The organism is uncultured Thiohalocapsa sp. (assembly GCF_913063425.1).
Taxonomy (GTDB): Bacteria; Pseudomonadota; Gammaproteobacteria; order Chromatiales; family Chromatiaceae; genus Thiohalocapsa.
This window is the reverse complement of sequence record NZ_CAJXYK010000066.1, coordinates 1-22,868: the sequence shown is the minus strand read 5'-3', so window position 1 is coordinate 22,868 and position 22,868 is coordinate 1. Positions and strand designations below refer to the sequence as shown.

21 protein-coding genes are annotated in these 22,868 nt (G+C 68.3%); 14 read left to right on the top strand and 7 right to left on the bottom strand.

Annotated features, from left to right (window positions below; translation table 11 throughout):
- The 4 genes from QZ607_RS23470 to QZ607_RS23455 form a co-directional block, all read left to right on the top strand.
- Positions 1-1,319 (top strand): hypothetical protein (locus tag QZ607_RS23470; RefSeq protein WP_295888015.1); only part of this gene is annotated, 1,319 nt, incomplete at its 5' end.
- A gap of 103 nt (positions 1,320-1,422) precedes the next feature.
- Complete coding sequence (locus QZ607_RS23465; protein WP_295888013.1) at positions 1,423-2,277, top strand: transposase; 855 nt, start codon at positions 1,423-1,425, stop codon at positions 2,275-2,277.
- 26 nt (positions 2,278-2,303) lie between these two features.
- The gene (locus QZ607_RS23460) at positions 2,304-2,519 is read left to right on the top strand and encodes a type II toxin-antitoxin system HicB family antitoxin (protein ID WP_295888011.1); all 216 of its coding nucleotides are present in this window, start codon (positions 2,304-2,306) and stop codon (positions 2,517-2,519) included.
- Positions 2,516-2,707 carry a type II toxin-antitoxin system HicA family toxin gene (locus tag QZ607_RS23455; protein ID WP_295888009.1) on the top strand — a complete coding sequence of 64 codons (192 nt, stop codon included), beginning with the start codon at positions 2,516-2,518 and terminating at the stop codon, positions 2,705-2,707. The genes QZ607_RS23460 and QZ607_RS23455 overlap by 4 nt, the downstream gene beginning before the upstream one ends.
- A 413-nt stretch (positions 2,708-3,120) precedes the next feature.
- On the opposite strand, the gene QZ607_RS23450 is transcribed toward QZ607_RS23455, so the two are convergent.
- The 3 genes from QZ607_RS23450 to QZ607_RS23440 all read right to left on the bottom strand — a co-directional run bounded on the left by QZ607_RS23450 (position 3,121) and on the right by QZ607_RS23440 (position 7,340).
- Complete coding sequence (locus QZ607_RS23450) at positions 3,121-3,762, bottom strand: cupin domain-containing protein (protein ID WP_295888007.1); 642 nt, start codon at positions 3,760-3,762, stop codon at positions 3,121-3,123.
- 452 nt (positions 3,763-4,214) lie between these two features.
- On the bottom strand, positions 4,215-5,444 hold the full coding sequence (locus QZ607_RS23445) for an AI-2E family transporter (protein ID WP_295888005.1): 1,230 nt from the start codon (positions 5,442-5,444) through the stop codon (positions 4,215-4,217).
- 63 nt (positions 5,445-5,507) lie between these two features.
- Positions 5,508-7,340: a DegV family protein gene (locus tag QZ607_RS23440; RefSeq protein ID WP_295888002.1), complete on the bottom strand. Its 1,833-nt coding sequence runs from the start codon at positions 7,338-7,340 to the stop codon at positions 5,508-5,510.
- Positions 7,341-7,493: 153 nt separating this feature from the next.
- Between QZ607_RS23440 and QZ607_RS23435 the strand changes: the two genes are divergently transcribed.
- Positions 7,494-7,919: a hypothetical protein gene (locus tag QZ607_RS23435; RefSeq protein ID WP_295888000.1), complete on the top strand. Its 426-nt coding sequence runs from the start codon at positions 7,494-7,496 to the stop codon at positions 7,917-7,919.
- A 561-nt stretch (positions 7,920-8,480) separates the two neighbouring features.
- Positions 8,481-9,449 (top strand): hypothetical protein, encoded by a 969-nt coding sequence (locus QZ607_RS23430; RefSeq protein WP_295887998.1) that lies wholly within the window; start codon positions 8,481-8,483, stop codon positions 9,447-9,449.
- Between the two features lie 257 nt (positions 9,450-9,706).
- Here the strand turns inward: QZ607_RS23430 and asd are convergent, their stop codons facing one another.
- The 3 genes from asd to QZ607_RS23415 all read right to left on the bottom strand — a co-directional run bounded on the left by asd (position 9,707) and on the right by QZ607_RS23415 (position 12,507).
- Entirely contained in the window at positions 9,707-10,522 is an 816-nt protein-coding gene (asd, locus tag QZ607_RS23425; RefSeq protein ID WP_295888017.1) for an archaetidylserine decarboxylase, read from the bottom strand.
- A 101-nt stretch (positions 10,523-10,623) separates the two neighbouring features.
- Entirely contained in the window at positions 10,624-11,277 is a 654-nt protein-coding gene (locus tag QZ607_RS23420; RefSeq protein WP_295887997.1) for a hypothetical protein, read from the bottom strand.
- Between the two features lie 27 nt (positions 11,278-11,304).
- The gene (locus QZ607_RS23415; protein WP_295887996.1) at positions 11,305-12,507 is read right to left on the bottom strand and encodes an alanine--glyoxylate aminotransferase family protein; all 1,203 of its coding nucleotides are present in this window, start codon (positions 12,505-12,507) and stop codon (positions 11,305-11,307) included.
- 199 nt (positions 12,508-12,706) lie between these two features.
- Here QZ607_RS23415 and msrB point away from each other — a divergent pair, with 199 nt between their 5' ends.
- Complete coding sequence (gene msrB / locus QZ607_RS23410) at positions 12,707-13,105, top strand: peptide-methionine (R)-S-oxide reductase MsrB (RefSeq protein ID WP_295887995.1); 399 nt, start codon at positions 12,707-12,709, stop codon at positions 13,103-13,105.
- A 210-nt stretch (positions 13,106-13,315) separates the two neighbouring features.
- Here msrB and QZ607_RS23405 read toward each other — a convergent pair whose 3' ends face one another.
- On the bottom strand, positions 13,316-13,831 hold the full coding sequence (locus QZ607_RS23405) for a nuclease-like protein (RefSeq protein WP_295887994.1): 516 nt from the start codon (positions 13,829-13,831) through the stop codon (positions 13,316-13,318).
- Between the two features lie 237 nt (positions 13,832-14,068).
- On the opposite strand from QZ607_RS23405, the gene lipA reads away from it, so the two are divergent.
- From lipA to prpF, 7 genes are all read left to right on the top strand, one after another.
- On the top strand, positions 14,069-15,049 hold the full coding sequence (gene lipA / locus QZ607_RS23400; RefSeq protein WP_295887992.1) for a lipoyl synthase: 981 nt from the start codon (positions 14,069-14,071) through the stop codon (positions 15,047-15,049).
- 45 nt (positions 15,050-15,094) lie between these two features.
- Positions 15,095-15,520, top strand: a complete 426-nt coding sequence (locus QZ607_RS23395; RefSeq protein ID WP_295887990.1) for a hypothetical protein — start codon at positions 15,095-15,097, stop codon at positions 15,518-15,520.
- A gap of 134 nt (positions 15,521-15,654) precedes the next feature.
- Positions 15,655-16,476, top strand: a complete 822-nt coding sequence (locus QZ607_RS23390) for a YdcF family protein (RefSeq protein WP_295887989.1) — start codon at positions 15,655-15,657, stop codon at positions 16,474-16,476.
- Between the two features lie 712 nt (positions 16,477-17,188).
- Complete coding sequence (gene prpC / locus QZ607_RS23385; RefSeq protein WP_295887988.1) at positions 17,189-18,349, top strand: 2-methylcitrate synthase; 1,161 nt, start codon at positions 17,189-17,191, stop codon at positions 18,347-18,349.
- 86 nt (positions 18,350-18,435) lie between these two features.
- Complete coding sequence (gene acnD, locus QZ607_RS23380; protein ID WP_295887987.1) at positions 18,436-21,054, top strand: Fe/S-dependent 2-methylisocitrate dehydratase AcnD; 2,619 nt, start codon at positions 18,436-18,438, stop codon at positions 21,052-21,054.
- A 12-nt stretch (positions 21,055-21,066) separates the two neighbouring features.
- Complete coding sequence (locus QZ607_RS23375) at positions 21,067-21,492, top strand: PaaI family thioesterase (RefSeq protein WP_295887986.1); 426 nt, start codon at positions 21,067-21,069, stop codon at positions 21,490-21,492.
- 90 nt (positions 21,493-21,582) lie between these two features.
- Positions 21,583-22,761, top strand: coding sequence for a 2-methylaconitate cis-trans isomerase PrpF (prpF, locus tag QZ607_RS23370; RefSeq protein WP_295887985.1), 1,179 nt, complete (start codon positions 21,583-21,585; stop codon positions 22,759-22,761).
- The last annotated feature ends 107 nt before the right edge of the window (positions 22,762-22,868 follow it).

Here is a 22,868-nt window from a genome sequence, read left to right as displayed (position 1 = left end):
GAGGAACCGGATGCGGGAAAACCGCACGTCCGGGTCTGTGGCGGGGGCTCCGGGTAACCGGAGTCCCTACGCCGGAGCAAAAGAGAATGCGTGAAGCACTGAGGGTATATTCTGCAGAGAACGGATATTTTGGAGAGGTCGTATGCGCGACCGAAGTCAAGAGTCATGCACATGCCAGAAAGTTGGCACCTCTAGTGGACCATGATCACGAACTCGTATATTGGGTAAGTTGGGGCGCAGCGAAGAAGAATGGCAAGCCCAGGGTTGCGCATTTTCGTCATTATCCTAGAGCGAGCGGCAAAGGCATCAAGTCTGAAGTAAGCGCTCAAATAACATCCCGATATTCCGGTTCTCTTGAAAGTTCAAAGCACAGAAAGGCGAAAGATGCTATTTATTTGCTCTTGGTTGAGTGGATGTCTAGCGGCGGACATTTACCATGGGCATTTATCGATCCAGAAATTTCCGATTTCACTTTGAGCGGTGACTTACTAGCGGGAGCGGAAGACATTCAAAAAGAGTATCCGCTCAAGACACCTTTTGGCACAGAATACCGATTAGATATTGCAATCCTTGGTGCGGTAGTTGGTAAGTCACGAGTTGTTCTCGCCGGAATAGAGGTTGAATATACGCACAAATTCGAGTTTTCAAAGGCGCTGTTCTGTAAGACTCTAGGGTTTCCTTTGGTTTCGATCAATGTAGAAAAAGTTGACGAGGCTGCGGTTGACGAAGAGTGGGCGAGGAATGCCTTAACTGAAACAACAAGAACTAGTTCGGATGGCCTCAGGAGAAACTACATATACGTGCATCGATTCTTGTCAACTGTCTATTTGGATATTCCAAGGGAATTGGCGGCAGAGAGCAGGCATCAATACGTTATATTTACAAGGTCCCGTGAACGGCTACTAACATGGCTTATCAAGTTGCGAGATGCTCTGGAATTGGATGGCAGGAAGGTGTTGATTTCACCAATTAGTGATAAGAATGAACAACTTCATAGGCAAGTGGAAAATGCGGGTAACTTGGCGGGGGAATCATGGCGGGACCATGATGAAATCGGATACCTTCAGATAACGCTAGATAGGCCACCCACCAAAGCAGGGGCCATGTACTATTTTCATCTCACGTTAGCAAGGTTGTGCAACTCTGAGCTTGATTGTCTGGTGGGCTATAAATACGAACTTGGCCATGCGCACTACCCGGGTGATTCTTTGTTTTGGGAAAGGCTCCGAGCGAAAGGTGATAGGGCCACGCGTTGCAAGGTCGCGCCCAAGCGGTTGAGTGAGCCCATTATTCAGATCCTAGCTCAAATCGAAAAGTAAAACGCTAACAGGAAGACAGGGTCAGGGAAGACAGGGTCAGGGAAGACAGGGCAAAGACAGGGTCAGGTCTTGTATTTTGCGCCGGGCCTGCTAGCCTTTGAGCATGGCAAGGCCGTTGCGCATCGAGCTTCCCGGAGCGCTCTACCACGTCACCTCGCGCGGTGATGGGCGGGAGGACATCTACCGAGGCGACACCGACCGACAAGCGTTTTTGGCGGTGTGCGGGGAGGTGTGCGAGCGCTTCAACTGGTGGGCGCACGCCTACTGCCTGATGACCAACCACTACCACCTACTGGTCGAGACGCCGGACGGGAATCTCTCCAAGGGGATGCGCCAACTGAACGGTGTCTACACGCAGCGATTCAACGCGCAGCACGGACGCTGCGGGCACGTCTTTCAAGGGCGCTACAAGGCGATCATCGTGCAGAAGGAGCCATATCTGACGGAGCTCTCGCGTTACGTGGTGCTGAATCCGGTCCGCGCGCGGATGGTGGCGCGGCCCGAGGATTGGCGTTGGAGCAGCTATCGGGCCACGCTGGGAGAAGCACCCTGTCCGCCGTGGCTGCTTCGGGACTGGTTGCTCTCGACGTTCGGGAGGACCCAGCGCGCGGCGGTCTCGGCCTATCGCAAGTTTGTCGAGGATGGCATCGGCGAGCCGGGGCCTTGGGAACAGCTCCGACACCAGATCTTTCTCGGCTCGGAGACCTTCGTCGAAGGCGTTCGGCGGAAGCTGCCGCCCGACCGCGATCTCACGGAAGTCCCGCGCGCCCAGCGCCGCCCAAGGCCCAAGCCGCTAGTCGAGTACGCCCGCACCTATGGCGATCGAGATGAGGCGATCGCCGCAGCGTACGCGAGCGGGGGCTACACGCTGAAGGAGATCGGCGCGTTCTTCGGACTACACTACGGGCAGGTCAGCCGGATCGCCCGAAGGGCGCCCGATGCAAAAGACAAGACCTGACCCTAGGACAAATATGAGGTGCCACAGTGAGCAATACTTACTCGGCAATTTTTGAGCGAGATGAGGGCTGGTACATTGCCTACTGCCCGGAAATTCCTGGAGCGAACGGCCAGGGTCGCACGAAAGAAGAGGCGCAACAGAGTCTCGCAAGCGCGATAGAGCTCATTTTGTCGGATCGGAGAGAGGACGCGCTCAAAGGGTTGCCGCCGGATGCTGAACGAGAGACGGTGACGGTTGGGTGAAGAGAGGCGCGTTCCTACGTCACCTTCGCCGTTACGGTTGCTACCTCAAGAGGGAAGGATCATCCCATTCCTTGTGGTGTAATCCAAACACAGGAATGGTGGAAGCTGTTCCCCGGCATTCCGAAATACCTAATCGACTTGTGAAGAAGATTTGCCAAGCTCTGTCAGTCCCGGAGATTGGTGGATGATCAGGAGAGACCGAGGAGAGACCGGGGTCTCACATGTAACATGAAGTGCTCGCCTCGCAATATGCACAATTTTCCACTAGCACTCATCGGGTGCCCCACCAGTCCGGCAGCCCGACGCCAAACTGCGGCCGGCGCTTCGCGGTTCGCGCGTGGCCGCAGCTTGGCGCGGGCTGCAGTAGACGTTAGCCGCTGGCAGGCGTTGTAAGCCATGATGCGGACAGCCTTGGCCTTCGGAGCCGTCTTGCTTCTTCACGCAGTCTCCATGCTGGCGGCGCGGTGTGCCGGGGGCATCGAGCCCCCGGCACGCGAAGCCGGCTGAAGCCGGCGCTCCCAGTCCCTGCCGGCTCGTCGTCCGAGACGATTTTGTAGCGATGCGGCAGGGTCAGTACCTGATTTTCGGTACCGCGCGGGCCTCAGACGGGCAGGTGCCCGACCTTCACCCAGATGATGGTCGGCTCGTCGACGGAGGGGTAGTGCCGGCTCAGGTGCGGCGCCCGGGTCCAGGTACCGGCCGGGTAGTTGCCGTGCTCGTCCCTGAATTCCCCCGACAGTACCAGGATTTCCTCGCCGCCGAAGTGGGTGTGCGGCTGGAAGCGCTCGCCCGCCGGCCATTGGACCAGCGCCGTGTGCTCGCCGCGGAAGTCGTGCAGCGGCATGACTTTGAGCCCGCCTTGCCCGGGCAGCCATGCGGCCGTGTGGGTCGCGATGCGCACGGTTGCGGTGTCGCAGGGGTCGAATTGGTCCAGCTTGACGAACAGGACGCAGCCCTCGCGGCTGAACGGCGAATGCCTGGAGCCCGGCGGATTGCGGATATAGGTGCCGGGTCCGTAGTCGCCGCGCTCGTCAGAGAACACCCCCTCGAGCACGAGGAGCTCCTCCCCCAGTGGATGCGTGTGCTCCGGGAAGTACGCGTCGGCGCCGAAGCGGACGATGCTGGTGGTGTGTCCGCTCTCCGCGGCCTCGCGCTCCAGCGGCTTGCGCCAGACGGTCTCGCTCGGGCTCGGGATCCAATCCTGGCGGCCGGTCTCGACGACGACCCGTTGGGCGAAGTCCATGTTCAGCGGCGCGTCATCGTGCTGCGAGGTCTCCGGGTTTCCGCTTGGCCGGAGCGGTTCCGGCCGAAGCGCTGTCGAGCTCTGAGCGATCTGCATGAATAGACTCCAAGGTCATTGCGGGGCCGCACGCGTCCCCGGTCTGTTGGTCAGGTACGGCCGGCCATCAGTTCGCCAAGGATGGGGTCGGCGCGCTCCGTTACCACGCGCGTGTGGGCGCACACGGCCCCGGCGCCATAGGCTGCAGCAAGGATCGGCGATTGGGAGCCTGCCAAGTGCTCGCCGCTGGCAACGCCGAATCCACCGCCCGGCCAGCGCCCGTCACCCGGTGTCCAGCGCCAGCCAGTCTTTGAGAGCGACGCTCATCTCGCGCAGCTCGGAGCCCGACAGCCGACCCAGGAGGTCTCCGATACGATGGGCCGGCAGCCACCGGAACCGCTAGGGCTCCCGGACGATCAGGTGGAGTCGGTCTGCTGCTCTCCCGGTGTTGGTTCGTTTGTCCGGTTTTCGTCGCCGGCATCGGTCTCTTCCTTGACCGCCGCCAGCACCGCGGCCATGGCCGCGGCTGTCTCGTCATCGTAGGGGCCGTCCTCGGCGATGGCGTGGGCGGGGGCCTCCATGGTCTCCTCGCCCACCTCGGGCAGCACATCGCGGAAGGCCTCGCCGTAGATCTCCCAGATGGTGAGGAACAGGGAGGCGATGACCGGGCCGATGAGCAGGCCCGCCATGCCGAAGGTGAAGAGCCCGCCCAGGGTGCCGAAGAAGATCATCAGCTCGTGCATGTTGGTGTCCTTGCCCACCAGGATGGGTCGCAGCAGGTTGTCGATGCTGCCCACCACCAGGGCGCAGAAGACGAACAGGCCGACGCCGGCGACCACATTGCCCTGCACCACCAGGATGATGGACGCCGGCACCCACACCACCGCCGAGCCGATGCCGGGCACGATGGAGAGCACCGCCATCACCGTGCCCCAGAACACCGCATGCGGTACCCCGGCGACGCCGAAGGCGATGCCCGCCAGCGCACCCTGCAGCAGCCCGATCAGGAAGGTGCCCTTGAGCATCGCCTGGGTCACCAATGTGAACTTGGTCAGCAGGCGCCGCTCCACCCGGTCCTCCAGCGGCAGGTAGTAGAGGATGGCGTGCACCACCTTATGCCCATCGAGCTGGAAGAAGAAGAACGTGTAGAGGAACACCAGCGCCATGAAGACAAGGTTGGCCGTGCCGATGGCGACCACCGAGATCCCGCCTACCAGGAAGCTGCCGGCCGCCTCGATGGACTGGACCAGCTTGTCCTTGAGGGTGTCCTCGTAGGCCATGACCTCCTGGTAGTAGGGCAGGTTGTGCAGCCAGGTGACGAAGGTCTCGGGCTCGCGCACGAACTGCACCGCGATGGGCGTCAAGGACCGGCCCACGTCCACCGCCTGGGCGATGAAGATGCCCGCCAGCAGGGTCACCGGCAGCAGCACCACCATCACCAGCAGCAGCAGGTTCACCGCAGCCCCCAGGTAGCGGTTGCCGCCGAAGAGCCTGGTGAGCCAGTGGAAGACGGGCTGCGTCAGCGCCGCGAACAGTCCGGCCATGAAGATGGCCATCAGGAACTGGGCGATCATGCCGAGGAAGAGCAGCGAGATGACTGCCACCAGGGTCAGCAGCACCAGCTTGTTCAAATTGTCTTGGGTCATGATGGGGTTCGTGCCGGCTCGTGCCTTGCCGTTAGAGATTGACGCCGCGCCGGCGCCGGGCGCTCAGCGCCAGGTCACAGCGATGCCGTAAGAGCCCAGACCCACGTGTGCCCCGAGGATCGGCGCAGTCTCCATCACCCAGGCCGGCTCGCTGCCGAGCAGGTCCGCGGCCTCAGCGGTGATGCGCGCTGCCGCCGGGGCGGCCGCCGCATGCACCGCGGCCCAGCGCGCCGGTGCGCCGTGGCGGCGGCGACCGCGGCGCAGGCGTGCCAGCATCTGCCGCTCCAGGCCCGCAACCGAGAAGGCCGCGCCGCTGATGGCTGCGGTTCCCGCCTGGCTCACCGACACCAGCGGCCGCAGGCCGCTGACGCGCGCCGCCCGGCCGACACCGGCGCTGATGCGCCCGCCGCGGACCATGGACTCCAGGCTCGCCACCACCACGAACATCTCGGTGCGCGTGGCCAGGTCGGCGGCCATGGCGCGGGCGCGCTGCACCCCTGCGCCGTCGGCCAGGGCCTCGGCGGTGCCCAGGACCACCAGGCCCAGGGCCGCCGACAGCCGGCGGGTGTCGATGCAGTGTACCCGACCGCGCCCGGCGCGCTCCGCCGCCAGTCGCGCTGCGCCGAAGGTGCCGGACATACGCGCCGACAGGTGCAGGGACAGCAGGTGCTCGTGGCAATCCAGCAGGTCGCCGTAGAGGCGCTCGAAGCGCGTCAGCGGCGGCTGCGAGGTGCGCGGATGCACGGGCAGCCGACCGAGCTCGGCATAGAAGTCCGAGGCGGTCAGAGTGCGGCCGTCGATGTACTCATGCTCCTGCCACTGGATGGTGAGCGGTACCTCGTGCACCTGGAAGCGCTCACGCAGCGCCGCGGGCAGATCGCAGGCGCTGTCCGTCACCAGGCCGACCGCCGCTGCCGGGCCATGGTGGGCGGCATATTGAAGACGCATGTCCTCGACCTTCTGCGGGCCGAGCCGACCATGCGCGCGCAGCCGGGCTGCGGCCAGGTGCGGGTCGTTGGTGTGCAGGTGCACCTTGAGCCGCGGCGCCCGGCCTGCGGCGATGACGGAATCGCCCAGGTCCGCGAGTGCCGCGCGTACCTGCTCGGGGCTTGCTGCCGTGTCCTCCAGCAGGATCTCGGTACACCAGCGCAGCGACGGTGGGGCGGGGAGTCGTGCCGGATGGTGGTCGGCATGCAGGGTCGCCGGCAGCGGGGCGTCGGCATCCGGCAGCGCATCGTCCGCCTCCGGCGACGTGGCCAGCGCCGCGCAGAAACCGCCCAGCAGGCAGACGAAGCCGTCCGCTCCGGCATCCACGACGCCGGCGTCCGCGAGCGCCGACAGCTGGGTCGGCGTGCGTGCCAGCGCCGCGGCGGCGGCGTCGCGCGCCTGTGCCAGCACCGCGGCCAGATCAGGTTGCGTGCCGTCGGGGCAGGCCGCCGTCAGGGCCTCGGCCCAGGCGGCCATCACCGTCAGCACGGTGCCCTCCACGGGCTCGGCCACCGCGGCCCGGGCGCTCGCCACGGCCGGACCCGCCGCCGCGGCCAAAGCGCGGGCGTCCAGCTGCGCGGTGCCGTCGAGGCCCGCCGCGAGGCCGCCGAGGAACTGGGCCAGGATGATGCCGGAATTGCCGCGCGAGGACCCCAGGGCCGCGGCGGCGAGGGCATCCTGCAGCTGCCCGGCGTGGGGGAGGGGCGCACAGGCGGCGACGGCCTCGGCCAGGGTCGCGGCCATGTTGGTGCCCGTATCCCCGTCCGCCACCGGAAAGACGTTGGCCTGATCCAGGCGACCGCGCTGGCCGAGCAGCGCAGCGGCGGCACCATGCCAGCAGTGCAGCAGGCGCGGGCCGTCCAGTGGTGCGGACGGGGCGGTGATGGTGGCGTCGGCGTGGGAGCTCATAGGCACTGGTGCTTGCGCCCGGGCTGCGGGCATTCACGGCTGTTGCGGTTCTTCATGGCGTCGGGTCCCTTGGTCCGGGCACAGTGCGACGCATCAGCGCGGCCTGCGACCGCAGCATCCGCCTTCAGCCAACAGCGACCGCACAACCTGCTTATGGATACCTTCACCCGAAATTACAGCATCGCGCTCGTCGTCATCATCGTCGGGCTCCTCGCATGGTGGATCAGCGCCAGCTGGAACCCGCGCGCTGCCGAGCTCAATGCCGTCCTCGAATCCGATCCGGCGCTCTCTCAATACGTTTACCGGTTCCGCGTCGTCGATTACGACGATGGCGTCGCCGTCATCTCCACCCCGCGCTCCTTCGAGGTGCCGGCCATGCGTTTTCTGGAGATCGTCAAGCCGGAGCTCGCGGGCAAGGACCAGGACGACCCGGCGATGGTGGCCGCCCAGCAGGAGCTCATCGAGCACCAGAAACGCGCCCAGACGCTCATACTTGGTCAGCCGGACGTGGAGCGCGTGGACTGGCGGCTCGACGTGCGCTGGCTCGCCGACCACGGCGTGCAGGCGCCCGCGGGCTGAGCCTCGCCGTTGCGGGCGCGGCCCCGATCAGGCAATTCCATGCCCGGGCGGGTGGATTTTGCACGCACCTGACCGCAAATCCCACCGGGCCGGACGACCGGTGCGTCTGACGGCTGGCGACGCCGACGCTGATGCAGCCGCAAAGTGCCCGGTCGAGCAAGCCCCTGCGGCCTGTCGCATGCGGCGCAACGGCATTGGTTTCAGTCGGCTGCTGCCGCCCGGCCCTTGCATCGGCGCCGCGGTTCAGGCAGCGTACGGCGCCCGCGAGCCCGCAGCGGCATGAGTCGGTCACGGGAGGGCGCGCTCCGGCGCCGCTGCCCGTCTCAGTCGCTCGGGGGCGACGCGCCGGATGCCACCCTTCAGCAACGGGCCGGACAGCAGGCCACCTCCGGAGGCTTGCTTCAGCGCCCCAAGCCGCCGGCGCCGCGCCCGGCCGGGAGCAGGGCGGGGCGCCTGTCAAGGACCACACCGCTCCAGCGCATGCAGCGCCAGGTGTTACCACCAGATTCCACCCGGATTTCACGAACGAAAAGCACATCGCCGTAACAGAGGAACACGACCGTGAGCAACGCACTGTCCTGGCTGGCAAAACAGTTCTCCACGATTTTCACCGACGACATCGGGACCCTGATGGTGAAAGGCACCGTCGCCTTCCTGGTGGTCGGTGGCGCCTATCTGCTGCTGGGACAGGCCGCCAGCAAGCCCGAGACCGTTCCGCCCGAGGACGTGGCGGCCAACCTCGCACCCATCGGCAGCGTCGCGGTGGCGGCACCGCCCGCACCTGAGCCCGCACCGGAGCCCGCGGCAGCAGAGGCGCCGGCAGACGCACCGGCCGCCGCCGCAGCGGAAACCGCTCCTGAGCCTGCGGCCGAGGCTTCGGCGGAGCCCGCGGCCGAGGCCGCACCTGCGGAGCCCGCCGCCGACACGGCCGCGGCCGAGCCGGCGCCTGCCGAAGCCCCCGCCGAGCCTGCGACAGAAGCGGCAGCAGCGGAGCCCGCCGCCGAGGCGCCGCCGGCAGAGACAGCTGCGACCGAGGCCGCGCCAACCGAGGCCGCACCGACCGAGCCCGCGCCGACCGAGGCCGCAGAAGCGGAGCCCGCCCCGGCCGAGCCCGCCACAGCAGCCGCCGAGCCTGAGCCCGCGGCCGAGCCCGCCCCGGCCCCCGCGATGCCGGCAGCCCCGAGCGAGCCTGCGCCGGCGCAGCCGGCCCAGGCCGAGGCCGCTGCGCCGGCCGAGCCTGCCGCTCCCGCAGAGCCCGCCGCCCCCGCCGAGCCTGCGGCCGCGGCCGAGCCTGAGGCGCCGGCTGCGCCCGCGGCCACCGTGGCGGCACCGGCGGCAGAGGCGGAGCCGCAGCCGATGGCCGAGCAGCCCATGCAAGTGCCCGCACGTCGGCCCATGCAGCCCATGCCTTATGCCGGCCCGAACACCTTCGTGGTGCCGGTGGCGCCGCGGCCGCTGGAGCCGAGTCGGCCGGCGCCCATGTGGGCACCGCAGTTCTCGCCCATGCCGCCCGTGCCGGAGCGTCGCTGAGCGCGACATGGAGCTGTTGCCGGGGTCCATGGACGGCGCCCGGCACGCCTCCCACCGACGGCATCCCGCTGCAGCACTGCGGCACCGGGTAAGGCCGCCCCGGATCTGCCGACTTCTGTTCGGCACCCCCGGGCAGGCGGACTTCAGTCCGCCAGTGGCACAGAATCGGGTCGCCTGGCCTCAGCTCTTCCGCACCGCAGCACCGGGTGCTGGTGACAACCCGGCAGCATCGCGTTGCGGAGCCTTCTGTGTGGCTGTCAGCCTGCTTGCGCTTGGCTGTGGATGCCTGTCAGCAGGCCCAGGGCTTCGCCCATGCGCACGGGCGCGCGCGCCGTGCGCTCCGCCAGCCAGCTGACCCGGCCCGGGGGCAGCAGCAGGATCACCGTGGAGCCCATGTTGAAGCGCCCGAGCTCGGCGCCGCGCTCCAACTGCGGCGGCTGGTGCGGTGGCGGGATTCGATGCAGCCGGGCGCCGCGGGGTGGCGTGACCGGGCCGTGCCAGACGGTCTCGATGCCGCCGACGAAGATGGCCCCCACCAGCACCACCGCAAGCGGCCCGGCCGCGGTGTCGAAGAGACAGACCACGCGCTCGTTGCGGGCGTAGAGCCGCGGCACCCGGGCGGCGGTGACGGCATTGACGCTGAAGAGCCGGCCCGGCACATGGCGCATGTCGCGCAGCGTCCCGGTGAGCGGCATGTGCACCCGATGATAGTCCCGCGGCGCCAGGTAAATGGTCGCGAAGGCGCCGCCGGCGAAGGTCGCGGCCAGGTTCGGGTCGCCGCCGAGCAGCGTGCCCACGTCGAAGTGTCGGCCCTTGGCCTGGAGCATGCGGTCGCCGTCGAGCCGGCCGATCTCGCTGATGTGCCCGTCCGCCGGCGCCAGCAGGGCGGCCGGGCGCGGGTCCAGGGGTCGGGCGTCGGCGCGCAGAGCGCGGGTGAAGAAGGCGTTGAAGGTCCGATAGGCCTGGGGGCTCGACGCCGCGGCCTCGTCCAGCTCAACCCCATAGGCGCGCACGAAGGCGCGGACAGCCAGCGTCGTCAGCGCACCCGCGGGCAGCCGGGTCAGCGCCTGCATGAACCGCGACAGCGGATGCTGCGGCAGCACGGTTTGCAGGGCCACGAACAGCTCCTCGCGCGCCGAGCGCAGCCCACCCGGTGCTGAGCGAGACGCGGGGCTCATTTCCGGCGCGCGTGGTGCTGCGCCAGCGCCGCGACGTCCTCGGCGATCATGGCCGGCGCCTGGCTGCCGGGGAAGAGCGCTGCCAGCTCCGCGTCCGGGTCCAGCAGGAACAGGGTCGGCGGTGCGTCGGCAGCGCCGGCGAGGGCCGTGTCGGGGTCTGCGCCCAGGGCGGTTGCGAGGTCCGCAACCGCAGCGCGGTTCCCGCTCAGCACGGCGACGGCCGGTGACAGCCGCTCGAAGTCCCGTGCCAGGCCCGGCGCCGCATCCGCCGTGGCGATGATGAGGCGCAGGCGCCGGCGCAGGTCCGGTGCGTCCGCGAGGCGGTTGTAGACCTCCACCAGGCGGGCGATGCTGCGGTGAGCCCCGGCGTCTGCGAGGCTCGCGAAGGCGAGCAGGCTCCAGTGCTCAAGCAGGGCGCCGCGGCCCACGGGCTCACCCTGGGTGTCGGTGAGCACGAAATCTGGCAGCGACTGCGCGGGACGGATCAGCACGCCGCCGATGACGGGCGGCGCATCCCCGCCGACGCGATACTGGTTGCCCCACTGGTAGGCCACCAGGAACAGGCCGATGGCGGCGACGGCCATCACCAGCCGCGGCAGCAGTGGGCGGTTGCGGCGACCGCCGCCCGTGCGGGGGGGTTGCTTGCGCAAGGGTGCGTTGGGGTCCGACCCTTGCGCTCAGTGCCCGCGTCCGGCGCCGAGCTCGGCCTGGGCGGCGTGCAGCGCCGCGCCGGTGTCCGCGGCGTGGCCCATGTCCGCGAGCACGCTGCCGAGTGCTCCCAGGCACAGCAGGATATTCTCGGCGCGGCTCGACCAGCCCATGAGGCCGATGCGCCAGACCTTGCCGGCGAGGGCGCCGAGGCCGGCGCCGATCTCAAGGCTGTAAGTCTCCAGCAGTCGCGCCCGCACCGCCGCCTCGTCGATGCCGCCCGGGACGGCGACGGCGTTCAGCTGTGGCAGCCGCTCCGCCTCCGGCACCACCAGCTCCAGGCCCAGGGCCGTGAGCCCGGCGCGCAGAGCCAGGTGGTTCCGGCGATGCCGCGCCCAGGCCCGCTCGATGCCCTCTTCGGCCAGCATCACCAGCGACTCGTGCAGGGCGTAGAGGGCGTTCACGGGCGCCGTGTGATGGTAGGCGCGCTTGCCGCTGCCGCTTGCGCCCTGCCAGTAGCCGAGGACCAGGTTCAGGTCCAGAAACCAGCTCTGCACCGGCGTGCTGCGGGCGGTGATCTTGGTCAGGGCGCGCTCGCTGAAGCTCACGGGCGCCAGACCGGGCGTGCAGGACAGGCACTTCTGGCTGCCGGAGTAGACGGCGTCGATGCCCCAGGCGTCCACTTCCAGCGGCGAGCCGCCGAGGGAGGTGACGGCGTCGACGATGGCGAGACAGCCGTGCCGGTGTGCGAGCTCCACCAGCGTCTTCACATCCGAGCAGGCGCCCGTGGAGGTCTCTGCGTGCACGCAGGCGACCAGCTTGGCGTCCGGGTGGGCCACCAGGGCGTCCGCCAGCTTCTGCGGGTCCACGGCGCGGCCCCAGTCGTCCTCTACCACCACGGCCTCGCCGCCGGCGCGCAGCACGTTCTCGCGCATGCGCGAGCCGAAGACGCCGTTGATGCAGACGATGACCTTGTCCCCCGGCTCCACCAGGTTGACGAAGCAGCACTCCATGCCGGCGGAGCCCGGCGCCGAGACGGGCATGGTGAGCGGGTTGTCCGTGCGGAAGGCGTAGCGCAGCAGGCCCTTCAGCTCCTCCATCATGGCGCCGAAGGCGGGGTCCAGGTGACCGATGGTGGGTCTCGCCAGCGCGGCGGTGACGCGCGGGTGGACATCGGCGGGGCCAGGCCCCATGAGTGTACGCGGCGGCGGTTGGAACGAGCTGACGTGCATGGCTGGATTTCCTTGTATCTTCAGCCCGTTGGAATCATCAACCAGGGCTGCCTCAGTGGGCCGGGCAGTATAGCGGCGGCGCGCCCGCCGTCACAACCGAATGCCGTTCTCAGCCATCCCCCGCCATCCCCCGCGGCGCCCCGTTGTGACCGATGATCCGGGCCTGGGGCGTCCCCGAAGGTTTTCAGAGGAGACCCAGATGAGCGACGAGATCGAGAAGACCGATGACGAATGGCGCGCCGAGCTGACGCCCGAGCAGTATCGGGTGCTGCGGCGGCACGGCACCGAGCCCGCCTTCTCCGGCGCCTATTGGGCCACCAAGGAGACGGGGCGGTATCTGTGCGCGGGCTGCGGGGCAGAGCTCTTTTCGTCCGCGCACAAATTCGACTCCGGCACCGGGTGGCCGAGCTTCTGGCAGCCCGCCGCCGACCGCGCCGTCGCAACCGAAACGGACAAGAGCCATGGCATGGTCCGCACCGAGGTGCACTGCGCCCGCTGCGGCTCCCACCTTGGGCATGTCTTCCCGGACGGGCCGCGGCCCACTGGCGAGCGCTACTGCATCAATTCGGTGTCTCTGACCTTCGCGCCCGAGGAGTAGTGCAGCGCTGCGCAAGTCGCGAGGCCGGCCCCGGGTACGCCGACTTCAGTCGGCAACCCGGGGCGGGCGGACTGCAGTCCGCCGACAGCAAGTGCTCTCCCGCCGCAGGTTCTCGGCAGCGTTGCGCTGCGCCACCGCGCGCATCTTCGGCGCAGGTCCCGAGCGGGCACCCGTGGATGAGCCGCCGGCGCGGCGCCGCAGATGCCTGTCTCAGCGCCGCGGCTCGGTGACGGCATCCACTGGCCAGCCCCAGACGCCGAGCTCCCGGGCACGGGCGATGCGCTCCATGGCGTGATACTCGAAGGGTGCATTGGGCAGCGCCAGGGCCCAGCCGCGCTCGATGAGATAGGCCGCCAGATCGATGCCCGGGTCGAAGCTGGTGCGCCCCTGCCAGCAGGTGGCCGCGAGGCTGCCGTCGGCGTTGCGGGCCCGCTCCACGCAGCGGATGAAGCCCTGCACGATGAAATCCAGCGCCAGCACGCCGCGCTCGCCGCAGCGCACCGGCGAGATCCAGCGCCGGCACTGCCGGTTGGTCTCCGGCAGGTAGATGCCGAACAGGTGCACCACCCGGTTGCCGATGAGCAGGCTGCCGTCGTCGCGGACGATGGCATGGCCTTCGAAGTCGAAGTCGGCAGAGTCCGCCGTGAGCGGCAGCAGCAGCGCCAGCAGGAGCGGCGCCCAGTTGGGCGTGGGGCGGGATCGGGCTGCGGGCAGGTGCATCTGCATCGTGCTGAACCGGTGGGCAGAGATCTTTGCGCCATACCAGCACGGGGCGTCGCTCAAGCCAAGGTCCGCGCTGCCGATCGGCTGGGCGGGGCGGTTGAAGGACTGCGCCGCAACTGCCGGCGGGGGGCAATCGGGAGCTGTTAAACTGTCGTCCCCGCCGCGGGTCCAACCCTGCAGCCCTGCCCGTGCGAGTCGCGGGTGCCAGATCACAATGCCCCCAGCCTTCCGGAGTCCCGCATGCCTGACGCGAGCCCGCTCGAAGCCCCATCCCGTTATTCGCCCGAAACCCATCAGCGCGGCCGCGACAAGGTCGCGCGCATTCCGGTGAAGATCGAGCCCACCGGGGAGGTGCCGCGCAAGCCGCGCTGGATCCGCGCCAAGGCGCCCACCGGGCCTGGGGTGAGCCGCATCAAGCGGCTGCTGCGGGAGACCGGCCTCGCCACCGTGTGCGAGGAGGCGCAGTGCCCGAACCTGGGCGAGTGCTTCGGCCATGGCACGGCCACCTTCATGATCCTGGGCGACATCTGCACCCGGCGTTGCCCGTTCTGCGATGTGGCCCACGGCCGGCCGCAGCCGCTGGATGCGGCGGAGCCGGAGAACCTCGCCGCCTCCATCGCCCGCATGGGGCTGCGCTACGTGGTCATCACCTCCGTGGACCGGGACGACCTGCGCGATGGCGGCGCCGGGCACTTCGCCGCCTGCCTGCGCGCGGTGCGGGCGCGCTGCCCCGACATCCGCCTGGAGGTGCTGGTGCCGGACTTCCGCGGTCGCGAGGCCCGGGCGCTCGACGCCTTCACCGACGCCGCGGTGCCGGATGTGTTCAATCACAATCTGGAGACGGTGCCGCGCCTGTACCGCGAGGCGCGCCCGGGGGCGGACTACCAGGGCTCCCTGGATCTGCTCGCCGCGTTCAAGGCACGTCACCCCGGTGTCCCCACCAAGTCCGGGCTCATGCTCGGCCTGGGCGAGGCGTGGGACGAGGTGCTTGCCGTGATGCGCGACCTGCGCGCCCATGGCTGCGACATGCTCACCCTCGGGCAGTACCTTCAGCCGAGTCGGGACCACCTGCCGGTGAAGCGCTTCTGGACCCCGGAGGAGTTCGACGCCCTGGGTGCCGATGCGCAGGCCATGGGCTTCTCCGCGGTGGCGAGCGGTCCCATGGTGCGATCCTCCTACCACGCCGATCAGCAGGCGCAGGCGCTGGCGGCGCAGGGCTGAGGCCGCGCCGGGGCGTGGTCGGCGGCACCCGCGGGTAGGGCTCCCATGGCCTGGCTCTGGCTGCTGCTCGCCTTTGCGCTGTTCATGGCGCTGCTGCGCAGCGTCTATGCCGTGAACCGGTCTGCGCTGCGGCGCTTCGGCTATGCACCCTTCTCGCTGCCGAATACGGCGCTGATGCTTGTGGTGAATCTGTTGCTGCTGTCGGCGCTCGCGCCGGCGGAAGTCACGGCGGATGCCGCCGCGGCGGGCGTGGGGCAGGCGGTGAAGCTCGGCGCAGCCGGTTTGCTGGCGGCGGGGCTGCTGGTGATCGTCGCGCGCCGCACCAGCCTTGGGTACGCCCTCTACGCGGTGGCGCTCCTGAGTGTCGGCGCCATTGCCGTCTTTCCGAGCCTGGTGTTCATGCGCTTCGCCGGTGCCGCGCAGGATGCGCACGGCGAGCAGGCTGAGGACCCGCCGGACCGCGATGCCTAGAGCGGGTCCTGGGGCTGGCGTGCGTCCCGAGCAGCGCGGCTCGTGCGGCTGCTTGCGGCCACCGCCGGGCGGGATCACGCTGCGCTGACCCGACCGATGCCGGTTTCTTGCCCAGTCTCCTGCGCTTGTCCCCCATGGACGCCTACGCGGTCCTGAAGCAGCTGCTGCTGCCCCCTGGCCTGCTGCTGGTCCTGCTGGCCGTCGCCTTCGTGCTGGTGCGCGGTACCCTGGGGCGCTTGGTGCTGTTCCTCGCCTGGAGCCTGCTCCTGATCATGAGCCTGCCCGCACTTGCGGGGCCGCTCATCCGGCTCGTGGAGGCCTATCCGGCGTTGCCGCCTGCGGCCGTCGATGAGACGGGCGCCGGGGCCATCGTGGTGCTGGGGGCAGCAGTGTACGCGGATGCGCCGGAGTACGGTGGCCACACGGTGGGCGTCAACAGCATGAAGCGCAGCCGCTATGCCGCCTGGCTGCACCGGCGCACGGGCCTGCCCATCTACATCAGCGGCGGTGCCGGCGCGCGGGCGCCGGGCCCTGCGATGCGGCGGTTTCTGGAGGAAGAGCTGGGTGTCCCCGTGGCCGTGCTCGAAGAGCGCAGCCGCAGCACCTGGGAGAACGCCATGCTGACGGCGCCCTTGCTCCGGCAGGCGGGTGTCCGCCGCGTGCTGCTGGTGACGGATGCCTGGCACATGCCGCGGGCGATGGCCGCCTTCGAGCGCGCCGGCATCGAGGTGGTGCCGGCGCCCACCTACTTCGTCTCCGGCTCCCGGCGGCTCGATGCGGGGGACGGCGGGCGCGACGACCGCTGGCGGGAGTGGCTGCCCCAGGCGGCCGCCTTCCATGCGAGCTACTACGCCATGCACGAGCTGGTGGGTGGCGTGTACTACCAGCTGCGCGCGCAGCTGCGGGGCTGGACGAGCCGGGCCGAGATAGACATTGAGACAGGTCAAGAAAGCTGAGCTTGGTGCGTCCTCCGCTGTTAGCCATTGGCAACGGTTATGCACAGACGTCGCCATGCTTGTCGGGCCTTAGGCGTTTCCAGTAGGAAGTTTCCATTCATTCTGCGAAAAGCACTATAACTTATTGTTTTTTGAATGCATCACAGGTGTGTCCAGAAATTGGTCAGACTGACGCCGACATCGTTGACTCAGGCACTTAAGCCCTTTGCACAAGCTTCTTCCACAGAGTTATCCACAGATGCTGTGCAAGACTTGTGTTCTACAAAGTGCGGCGACTGCTTGGGGAAACTGCCTAGAGAGTCTCTTAGAAGTTTTGGCTAAATCGGTGGAATAGTACGGAGCCGCCCTGTCAAGCGGTCGGTCACCGATTTTGCATACCGCATTGTGAGCGTCGACGGCCGGGAGACACGCCAACTGGGCAGCGCATGCGGCTATGAAGACTGCTTGAAGCCTGTTTTTGCAAGTGTTGTTCGTCGTGCCGCGGCCACCGACCCGGGACGCGTCGCCGCCGGGGCGGATTCCGCGATGCGCAAAGCGGGCGTCGGGACGGCCGTCGGGTGATGTCTCGGGCGGGTAACGGAGCGTGTGTGGCAAGCTCGGGGGTGGACTCCGCAGGGGGCTGGAGTGCTGTTTCGCGGCGCGCGCAGATCTGCCCATCCCGGTTAAGCTTGCATGTCGCCGCAGGCGCGTACCACCACTGAGGAGGGGCCCCATGAACAATCCCGATGACCAGTCCAAGCCCAAGCCCAAACCGAAGAAGGCCGTCGCCCTATCCGGGGTTGCCGCCGGCAACACCGCCGTCTGCACCGTCGGGCGCACCGGCAACGACCTGCACTATCGCGGCTACGACATTCTCGACTTCGCCGACCGTGCGGAGTTTGAGGAAGTCGCCTTCCTGCTGATCCACGAGCGTCTGCCGAGCCGCGCCGAGCTGGCGGCCTACAAGCGCAAGCTGCGCAGCCTGCGTGGCCTGCCGGCGGCGCTCAGGACCAGTCTGGAGCAGCTGCCGCCGTCGGCGCAGCCGATGGACGTGCTGCGCACCGGCTGCTCGGTGCTCGGCTGCCTGGAGCCGGAAACCCCGGACATGCCGATGGCCGCCGCCCGCGACATCGGCGATCGGCTGCTGGCGAGCTTCGGCTCGATGCTGCTCTACTGGTATCACTTCGCCCACAACGGCCGGCGCATCGACGTGGAGACCGAAGACGACTCCATCGGTGGCCACTTCCTGCACCTGTTGCATGGTACGCCGCCCAGCGCCGAGTGGGTTCGTGCCATGCACACGTCGCTGATCCTCTACGCCGAGCACGAATTCAACGCGTCCACCTTCACGTCACGGGTGGTCGCCGGCACCGACTCCGACCTCTACAGCAGCATCACCGCCGCCATCGGCGCGCTGCGCGGCCCCAAGCACGGCGGCGCGAACGAGGTGGCCTGCGAGATCCAGAATCGCTATGCCAATGCCCGCGAGGCGGAAGCCGACATCACCGAGCGGGTGGGACGTAAGGAGATCGTCATCGGCTTCGGCCATCCGGTCTACACGGTCTCGGATCCGCGTAACGAAGTGATCAAGGCGGTGGCGCATCGACTGTCGGATGCCAACGGCGACATGCGGATGTTCGAGGTCGCGGCGCGGCTGGAGCGGGTCATGTGGGACCTGAAAAAGATGTTCCCGAACCTGGACTGGTTCTCGGCGGTGTCCTATGCGCAGATGGGCATACCGACGGCGCTGTTTACGCCGATCTTCGTCATCGCCCGCACCACGGGCTGGGTGGCGCACGTGTTGGAGCAACGCCGGGATCACAAGATCATCCGGCCGAGCGCCAACTACATCGGTCCGAAGCCGCGGGCCTGGCCGCCCATCGACGAGCGCTGACGAGCGCGGACGCCCTGCGGGGCGGCGCCTGCCCGCCCCGGACATCCAAGGCCGTTGCGGCTCGTCGCGCGAGAACCCGAGGAACGATGAACACCCAATACCGCAAGCCCCTGCCGAGCACCGAGCTCGACTATTTCGACGCCCGTGAGGCTGTCGATGCCATCCAGCCCGGTGCCTACGCCGGGCTGCCCTACACCGCCCGCGTGCTCGCCGAGCAGCTGGTGCGCCGCTGCGACCCGGCGCTGCTGACCGACGCGCTGAAGCAGATCATCGGGGGCAAGCGCGAGCTGGATTTCCCCTGGTATCCGGCGCGGGTGGTCTGCCATGACATCCTGGGCCAGACGGCGCTGGTGGATTTGGCCGGCCTGCGCGATGCCATCGCGGAGCAGGGCGGCGATCCCGGTAAGGTCAACCCCGTGGTGCCGACCCAGCTCATCGTGGACCACTCCCTGGCCGTGGAGGCGCCGGGCTTCGATGCGGATGCGTTCGAGAAGAACCGCGCCATCGAGGACCGGCGCAACGCGGACCGCTTCCACTTCATCGACTGGTGCAGGACCGCCTTCGACAACCTGGACGTGATCCCGGCCGGCAACGGCATCATGCACCAGATCAATTTGGAGAAGATGTCGCCGGTGATCCAGGTGCAGCCGGATCGGAGCAGGCGTGCTGTTGCCTTTCCCGACACCTGCGTCGGCACCGACTCCCACACCCCGCACGTGGACTGCCTCGGCGTCATCGCCATCGGTGTCGGTGGGCTGGAGGCGGAGACCGTGATGCTCGGCCGGCCCACCATGATGCGCCTGCCGGAGATCGTCGGCGTCAAGCTGACCGGTCAGCGCCAGCCCGGCATCACGGCGACGGACATCGTGCTGGCGCTCACCGAGTTTCTGCGCGACGCCAAGGTCGTCTCCGCCTGGCTCGAGTTCTTCGGCGACGGCGCCCGCTCGCTCACCATCGGGGACAGGGCGACCATCGCCAACATGACGCCGGAGTACGGCGCCTCCGCCGGCCTGTTCCACATCGACGAGCAGACCCTCGCCTATCTCAGGCTCACCGGCCGCGAGCCGGCGCAGGTGGCGCTGGTGGAGCAGTACGCGAAGACCGCCGGGCTCTGGGCCGATGACCTGTCCGGCGCCAAGTACGAGCGGATGCTGGAATTCGATCTCAGCAGCGTCGGCCGCACCATGGCGGGCCCGTCCAACCCACACCGGCGGCTGCCGACGAGCGCGCTCGCCGAGCGCGGCATCGCGGTGGATCTGAGCCAGGCCAAGGCCGAGGAGGCGGCGGGCAGGCTGCCGGACGGCGCCGTGATCATCGCGGCCATCACCTCCTGCACCAACACCTCCAATCCGCGCAACGTCGTCGCGGCGGGGCTGCTGGCGCGCAAGGCCAATGCGCTGGGGCTGACCCGCAAGCCCTGGGTCAAGACCTCCTTTGCACCGGGGTCCAAGGTCGCGAAGCTGTACCTGGAAGCCGCCGGCCTGCTGCCGGAGCTCGAAGCGCTCGGCTTCGGCATCGTCGGCTTCGCCTGCACCACCTGCAACGGCATGTCCGGCGCGCTGGACCCGGCCATCCAGCAGGAGATCATCGACCGCGATCTCTACGCCACCGCCGTGTTGTCGGGCAACCGCAACTTCGACGGCCGCATCCACCCGTATGCGAAGCAGGCGTTCCTGGCCTCGCCGCCGCTGGTGGTGGCCTATGCCATCGCCGGCTCCGTTCGCTTCGACATCGAGCAGGATGCGCTCGGCACCGATGCCGCGGGCCGCCCGGTCCGGCTGGCGGACATCTGGCCGTCGGACGACGAGATCGATGCCATCGTCGAGACCTACGTCAAGCCGGAGCAGTTCCAGCAGGTCTACACACCGATGTTCACGGTCAGCGCCCGGGAACAGGCCGAGAGCCCGCTTTACGCCTGGCGCGAGATGAGCACCTACATCCGTCGTCCGCCCTACTGGGAAGGTGCCCTGGCCCGGGAGCCCGCGCTCAGGGGCATGCGCCCGCTGGCGGTGCTCGGCGACAACATCACGACGGATCATCTGTCCCCGTCGAACGCGATCCTGCCCACCAGCGCCGCCGGTGAGTACCTGGCGCGGATGGGCTTGGCCGAAGCGGACTTCAACTCCTACGCCACCCACCGCGGCGACCACCTGACGGCGCAGCGCGCGACCTTGGCCAATCCCAAGCTGTTCAACGAGATGGTGCGGGACGACAGCGGTGGGGTGATCCAGGGCTCGCTGGCCCGCCTGGAGCCGGACGGCGAGCAGGTGCGCATGTGGGAGGCCATCGAGACCTACATGGACCGCGGCCAGCCGCTCTGCATCATCGCCGGCAAGGACTACGGCCAGGGCTCCTCCCGCGACTGGGCCGCCAAGGGCGTGCGCCTGGCCGGCGTCGAGGCCATCCTCGCCGAGGGCTTCGAGCGCATCCACCGCACCAACCTGGTCGGCATGGGCGTGCTGCCGCTGCAGTTCAAAGACGGCGAGAGCCGGCACACCTACGCCATCGACGGCAGCGAGACCTTCGACGTGCTCGGCACGCCGGCGCCGCAGGCCGCGCTCACCGTGGTCATGCACCGCGCGAGCGGCGAGCGGGTGGAGATCCCGGTCACCTGCCGGCTGGACACCGCGGAGGAGGTGCGGGTCTACGCCGCGGGCGGTGTGCTGCAGGGCTTCGCGCAGGATTTCCTGGCGGCGGTAGCCTGACCCCCGACGCAGATGCCCACCAAGGCAGAGCTGGCGGCCTTTCTGGCCGCCGAGTTTCCGCAGACCAAGGTCATGGTGGAGGCCGTCGGTGACGGCGGCGCCAGGGTCCGCCATGCCATCGGCTTCGATGAGCTCAGGCCCGGCGGCAGCGTGTCCGGCCCCGTGTTGATGGCCGTGGCCGATGTGGGGCTCTACGTGGCCCTGTGCGGGGAACTGGGACTCACCACGGACGTGGCCACCACCAATCTCACGACCAACTTCCTGCGCATGCCGGCCGGCGATCGCGACATCATCGGCGAGTGCCGGCTGCTCAAGGTCGGCCGCACGCTGATCGTGGGCGAGGTTTCCCTGTTCTCCGAGGGCGACGACCGGCCCGTTGCGCACGTGGTCGGGACTTACGCGCGGCTTCCCCCGCAGAAGCCATCCCGAGGCGCGTAGGCCGGGTTGAGGCCACGCAACCCTGCGGGTGCGTCAATCCCAGGTGTATGGCGTGATTGACGATGCCCTTCCGTCAAGAGGATTCACCGCATGCCCCACCCACCCCAAATCAAGATCCCCGCCACTTACATGCGCGGCGGCACCAGCAAGGGCGTCTTCTTCAAGCTGACGGATCTTCCCGAGGCCGCACGGGTGCCCGGCGAGGCCCGCGACCGGCTGCTGCTGCGCGTGATTGGCAGCCCGGACCCCTATGGCAAGCACACCGACGGCATGGGCGGCGCCACCTCGAGCACCTCCAAGACCGTGATCCTGTCGAAGAGCGAGCGGCCGGGGCACGACGTGGACTATCTGTTCGGCCAGGTGTCCATCGATCAGCCCTTCGTCGACTGGTCCGGCAACTGCGGCAACCTGAGTGCGGCCGTCGGCGCCTTTGCCGTTGCGAACGGCCTGGTGGACCCGGCCCGCATCCCCGACAACGGCGTCTGCGCTGTGCGCGTCTGGCAGCAGAACATCGCCAAGACCATCGTCAATCATGTGCCGATCAGCCACGGTCAGGTACAGGAGACCGGCGATTTCGAGCTCGACGGCGTGACCTTTCCCGCCGCCGAGGTCCCTGTGGAGTTCGTGAGCCCCATCGACGAAGGAGAAGCGGTCTTCCCCACCGGCAACCTGACGGATGAGCTGGAGGTTCCGGGCGTCGGCACCTTCGAGGTCACGATGATCAACGCCGGCATCCCGACAGTGTTTCTGCGCGCCGAAGACCTGGGCTACGACGGCACTGAGCTGCAGCCGGCCATCAACGACCACCCGGCGGCGCTGGCACGCTTCGAGACCATTCGTGCCCATGCCGCGGTGCGCATGGGCCTGATTGCGGACGCATCCGAGGCCGCCGCCCGCCAGCACACCCCGAAGGTCGCCATCTGCGCGGCATCGAAGGGCTACACCGCCTCCAGCGGCAGGACGGTCGACGCAGCCGACATCGACCTCAACGTCCGTGCTCTGTCCATGGGCAAGCTGCACCACGCCATGATGGGCACCGCCGCCGTGGCCATCGCCAGTGCCGCGGCCATTCCCGGCACAGTGGTGAATCTGTGTGCCGGCGGCGGTACACGCGACAGCGTCACCTTCGGCCACCCCTCCGGCACGCTCAAGGTCGGCGCCACCGCCAGCGAGCAGGACGGCGCATGGCGCATCGGGAAGGTGGTCATGAGCCGCAGCGCGCGGGTGCTGATGGAGGGCTGGGTGAGGGTGCCGGCGGGCACTGTGTGATCTGGACTTTGGCTTCGGCGTCGCGCTGGCCGCGTTCGGGCACTACCGCGACGGTGGGTTCTTGACTCCGTACGCATCCATGTAGGCCGCGAGCACGGGCTCCACGT

Excerpts from the sequence above, each read along its gene's own strand:
- QZ607_RS23435 (WP_295888000.1), top strand. The coding sequence starts at position 7,494 with ATGGATACCTTCACCCGAAATTACAGCATCGCGCTCGTCGTCATCATC.
- msrB (WP_295887995.1), top strand. The coding sequence starts at position 12,707 with ATGAGCGACGAGATCGAGAAGACCGATGACGAATGGCGCGCCGAGCTG.
- QZ607_RS23450 (WP_295888007.1), bottom strand. The coding sequence starts at position 3,762 with ATGGACTTCGCCCAACGGGTCGTCGTCGAGACCGGCCGCCAGGATTGG.
- prpF (WP_295887985.1), top strand. The coding sequence starts at position 21,583 with ATGCCCCACCCACCCCAAATCAAGATCCCCGCCACTTACATGCGCGGC.
- QZ607_RS23405 (WP_295887994.1), bottom strand. The coding sequence starts at position 13,831 with ATGCAGATGCACCTGCCCGCAGCCCGATCCCGCCCCACGCCCAACTGG.
- QZ607_RS23390 (WP_295887989.1), top strand. The coding sequence starts at position 15,655 with ATGGACGCCTACGCGGTCCTGAAGCAGCTGCTGCTGCCCCCTGGCCTG.
- QZ607_RS23465 (WP_295888013.1), top strand. The coding sequence starts at position 1,423 with ATGGCAAGGCCGTTGCGCATCGAGCTTCCCGGAGCGCTCTACCACGTC.
- QZ607_RS23395 (WP_295887990.1), top strand. The coding sequence starts at position 15,095 with ATGGCCTGGCTCTGGCTGCTGCTCGCCTTTGCGCTGTTCATGGCGCTG.
- prpC (WP_295887988.1), top strand. The coding sequence starts at position 17,189 with ATGAACAATCCCGATGACCAGTCCAAGCCCAAGCCCAAACCGAAGAAG.
- QZ607_RS23415 (WP_295887996.1), bottom strand. The coding sequence starts at position 12,507 with ATGCACGTCAGCTCGTTCCAACCGCCGCCGCGTACACTCATGGGGCCT.
- QZ607_RS23440 (WP_295888002.1), bottom strand. The coding sequence starts at position 7,340 with ATGAGCTCCCACGCCGACGCCACCATCACCGCCCCGTCCGCACCACTG.
- QZ607_RS23375 (WP_295887986.1), top strand. The coding sequence starts at position 21,067 with ATGCCCACCAAGGCAGAGCTGGCGGCCTTTCTGGCCGCCGAGTTTCCG.
- lipA (WP_295887992.1), top strand. The coding sequence starts at position 14,069 with ATGCCTGACGCGAGCCCGCTCGAAGCCCCATCCCGTTATTCGCCCGAA.
- QZ607_RS23445 (WP_295888005.1), bottom strand. The coding sequence starts at position 5,444 with ATGACCCAAGACAATTTGAACAAGCTGGTGCTGCTGACCCTGGTGGCA.
- acnD (WP_295887987.1), top strand. The coding sequence starts at position 18,436 with ATGAACACCCAATACCGCAAGCCCCTGCCGAGCACCGAGCTCGACTAT.
- asd (WP_295888017.1), bottom strand. The coding sequence starts at position 10,522 with ATGCAGGCGCTGACCCGGCTGCCCGCGGGTGCGCTGACGACGCTGGCT.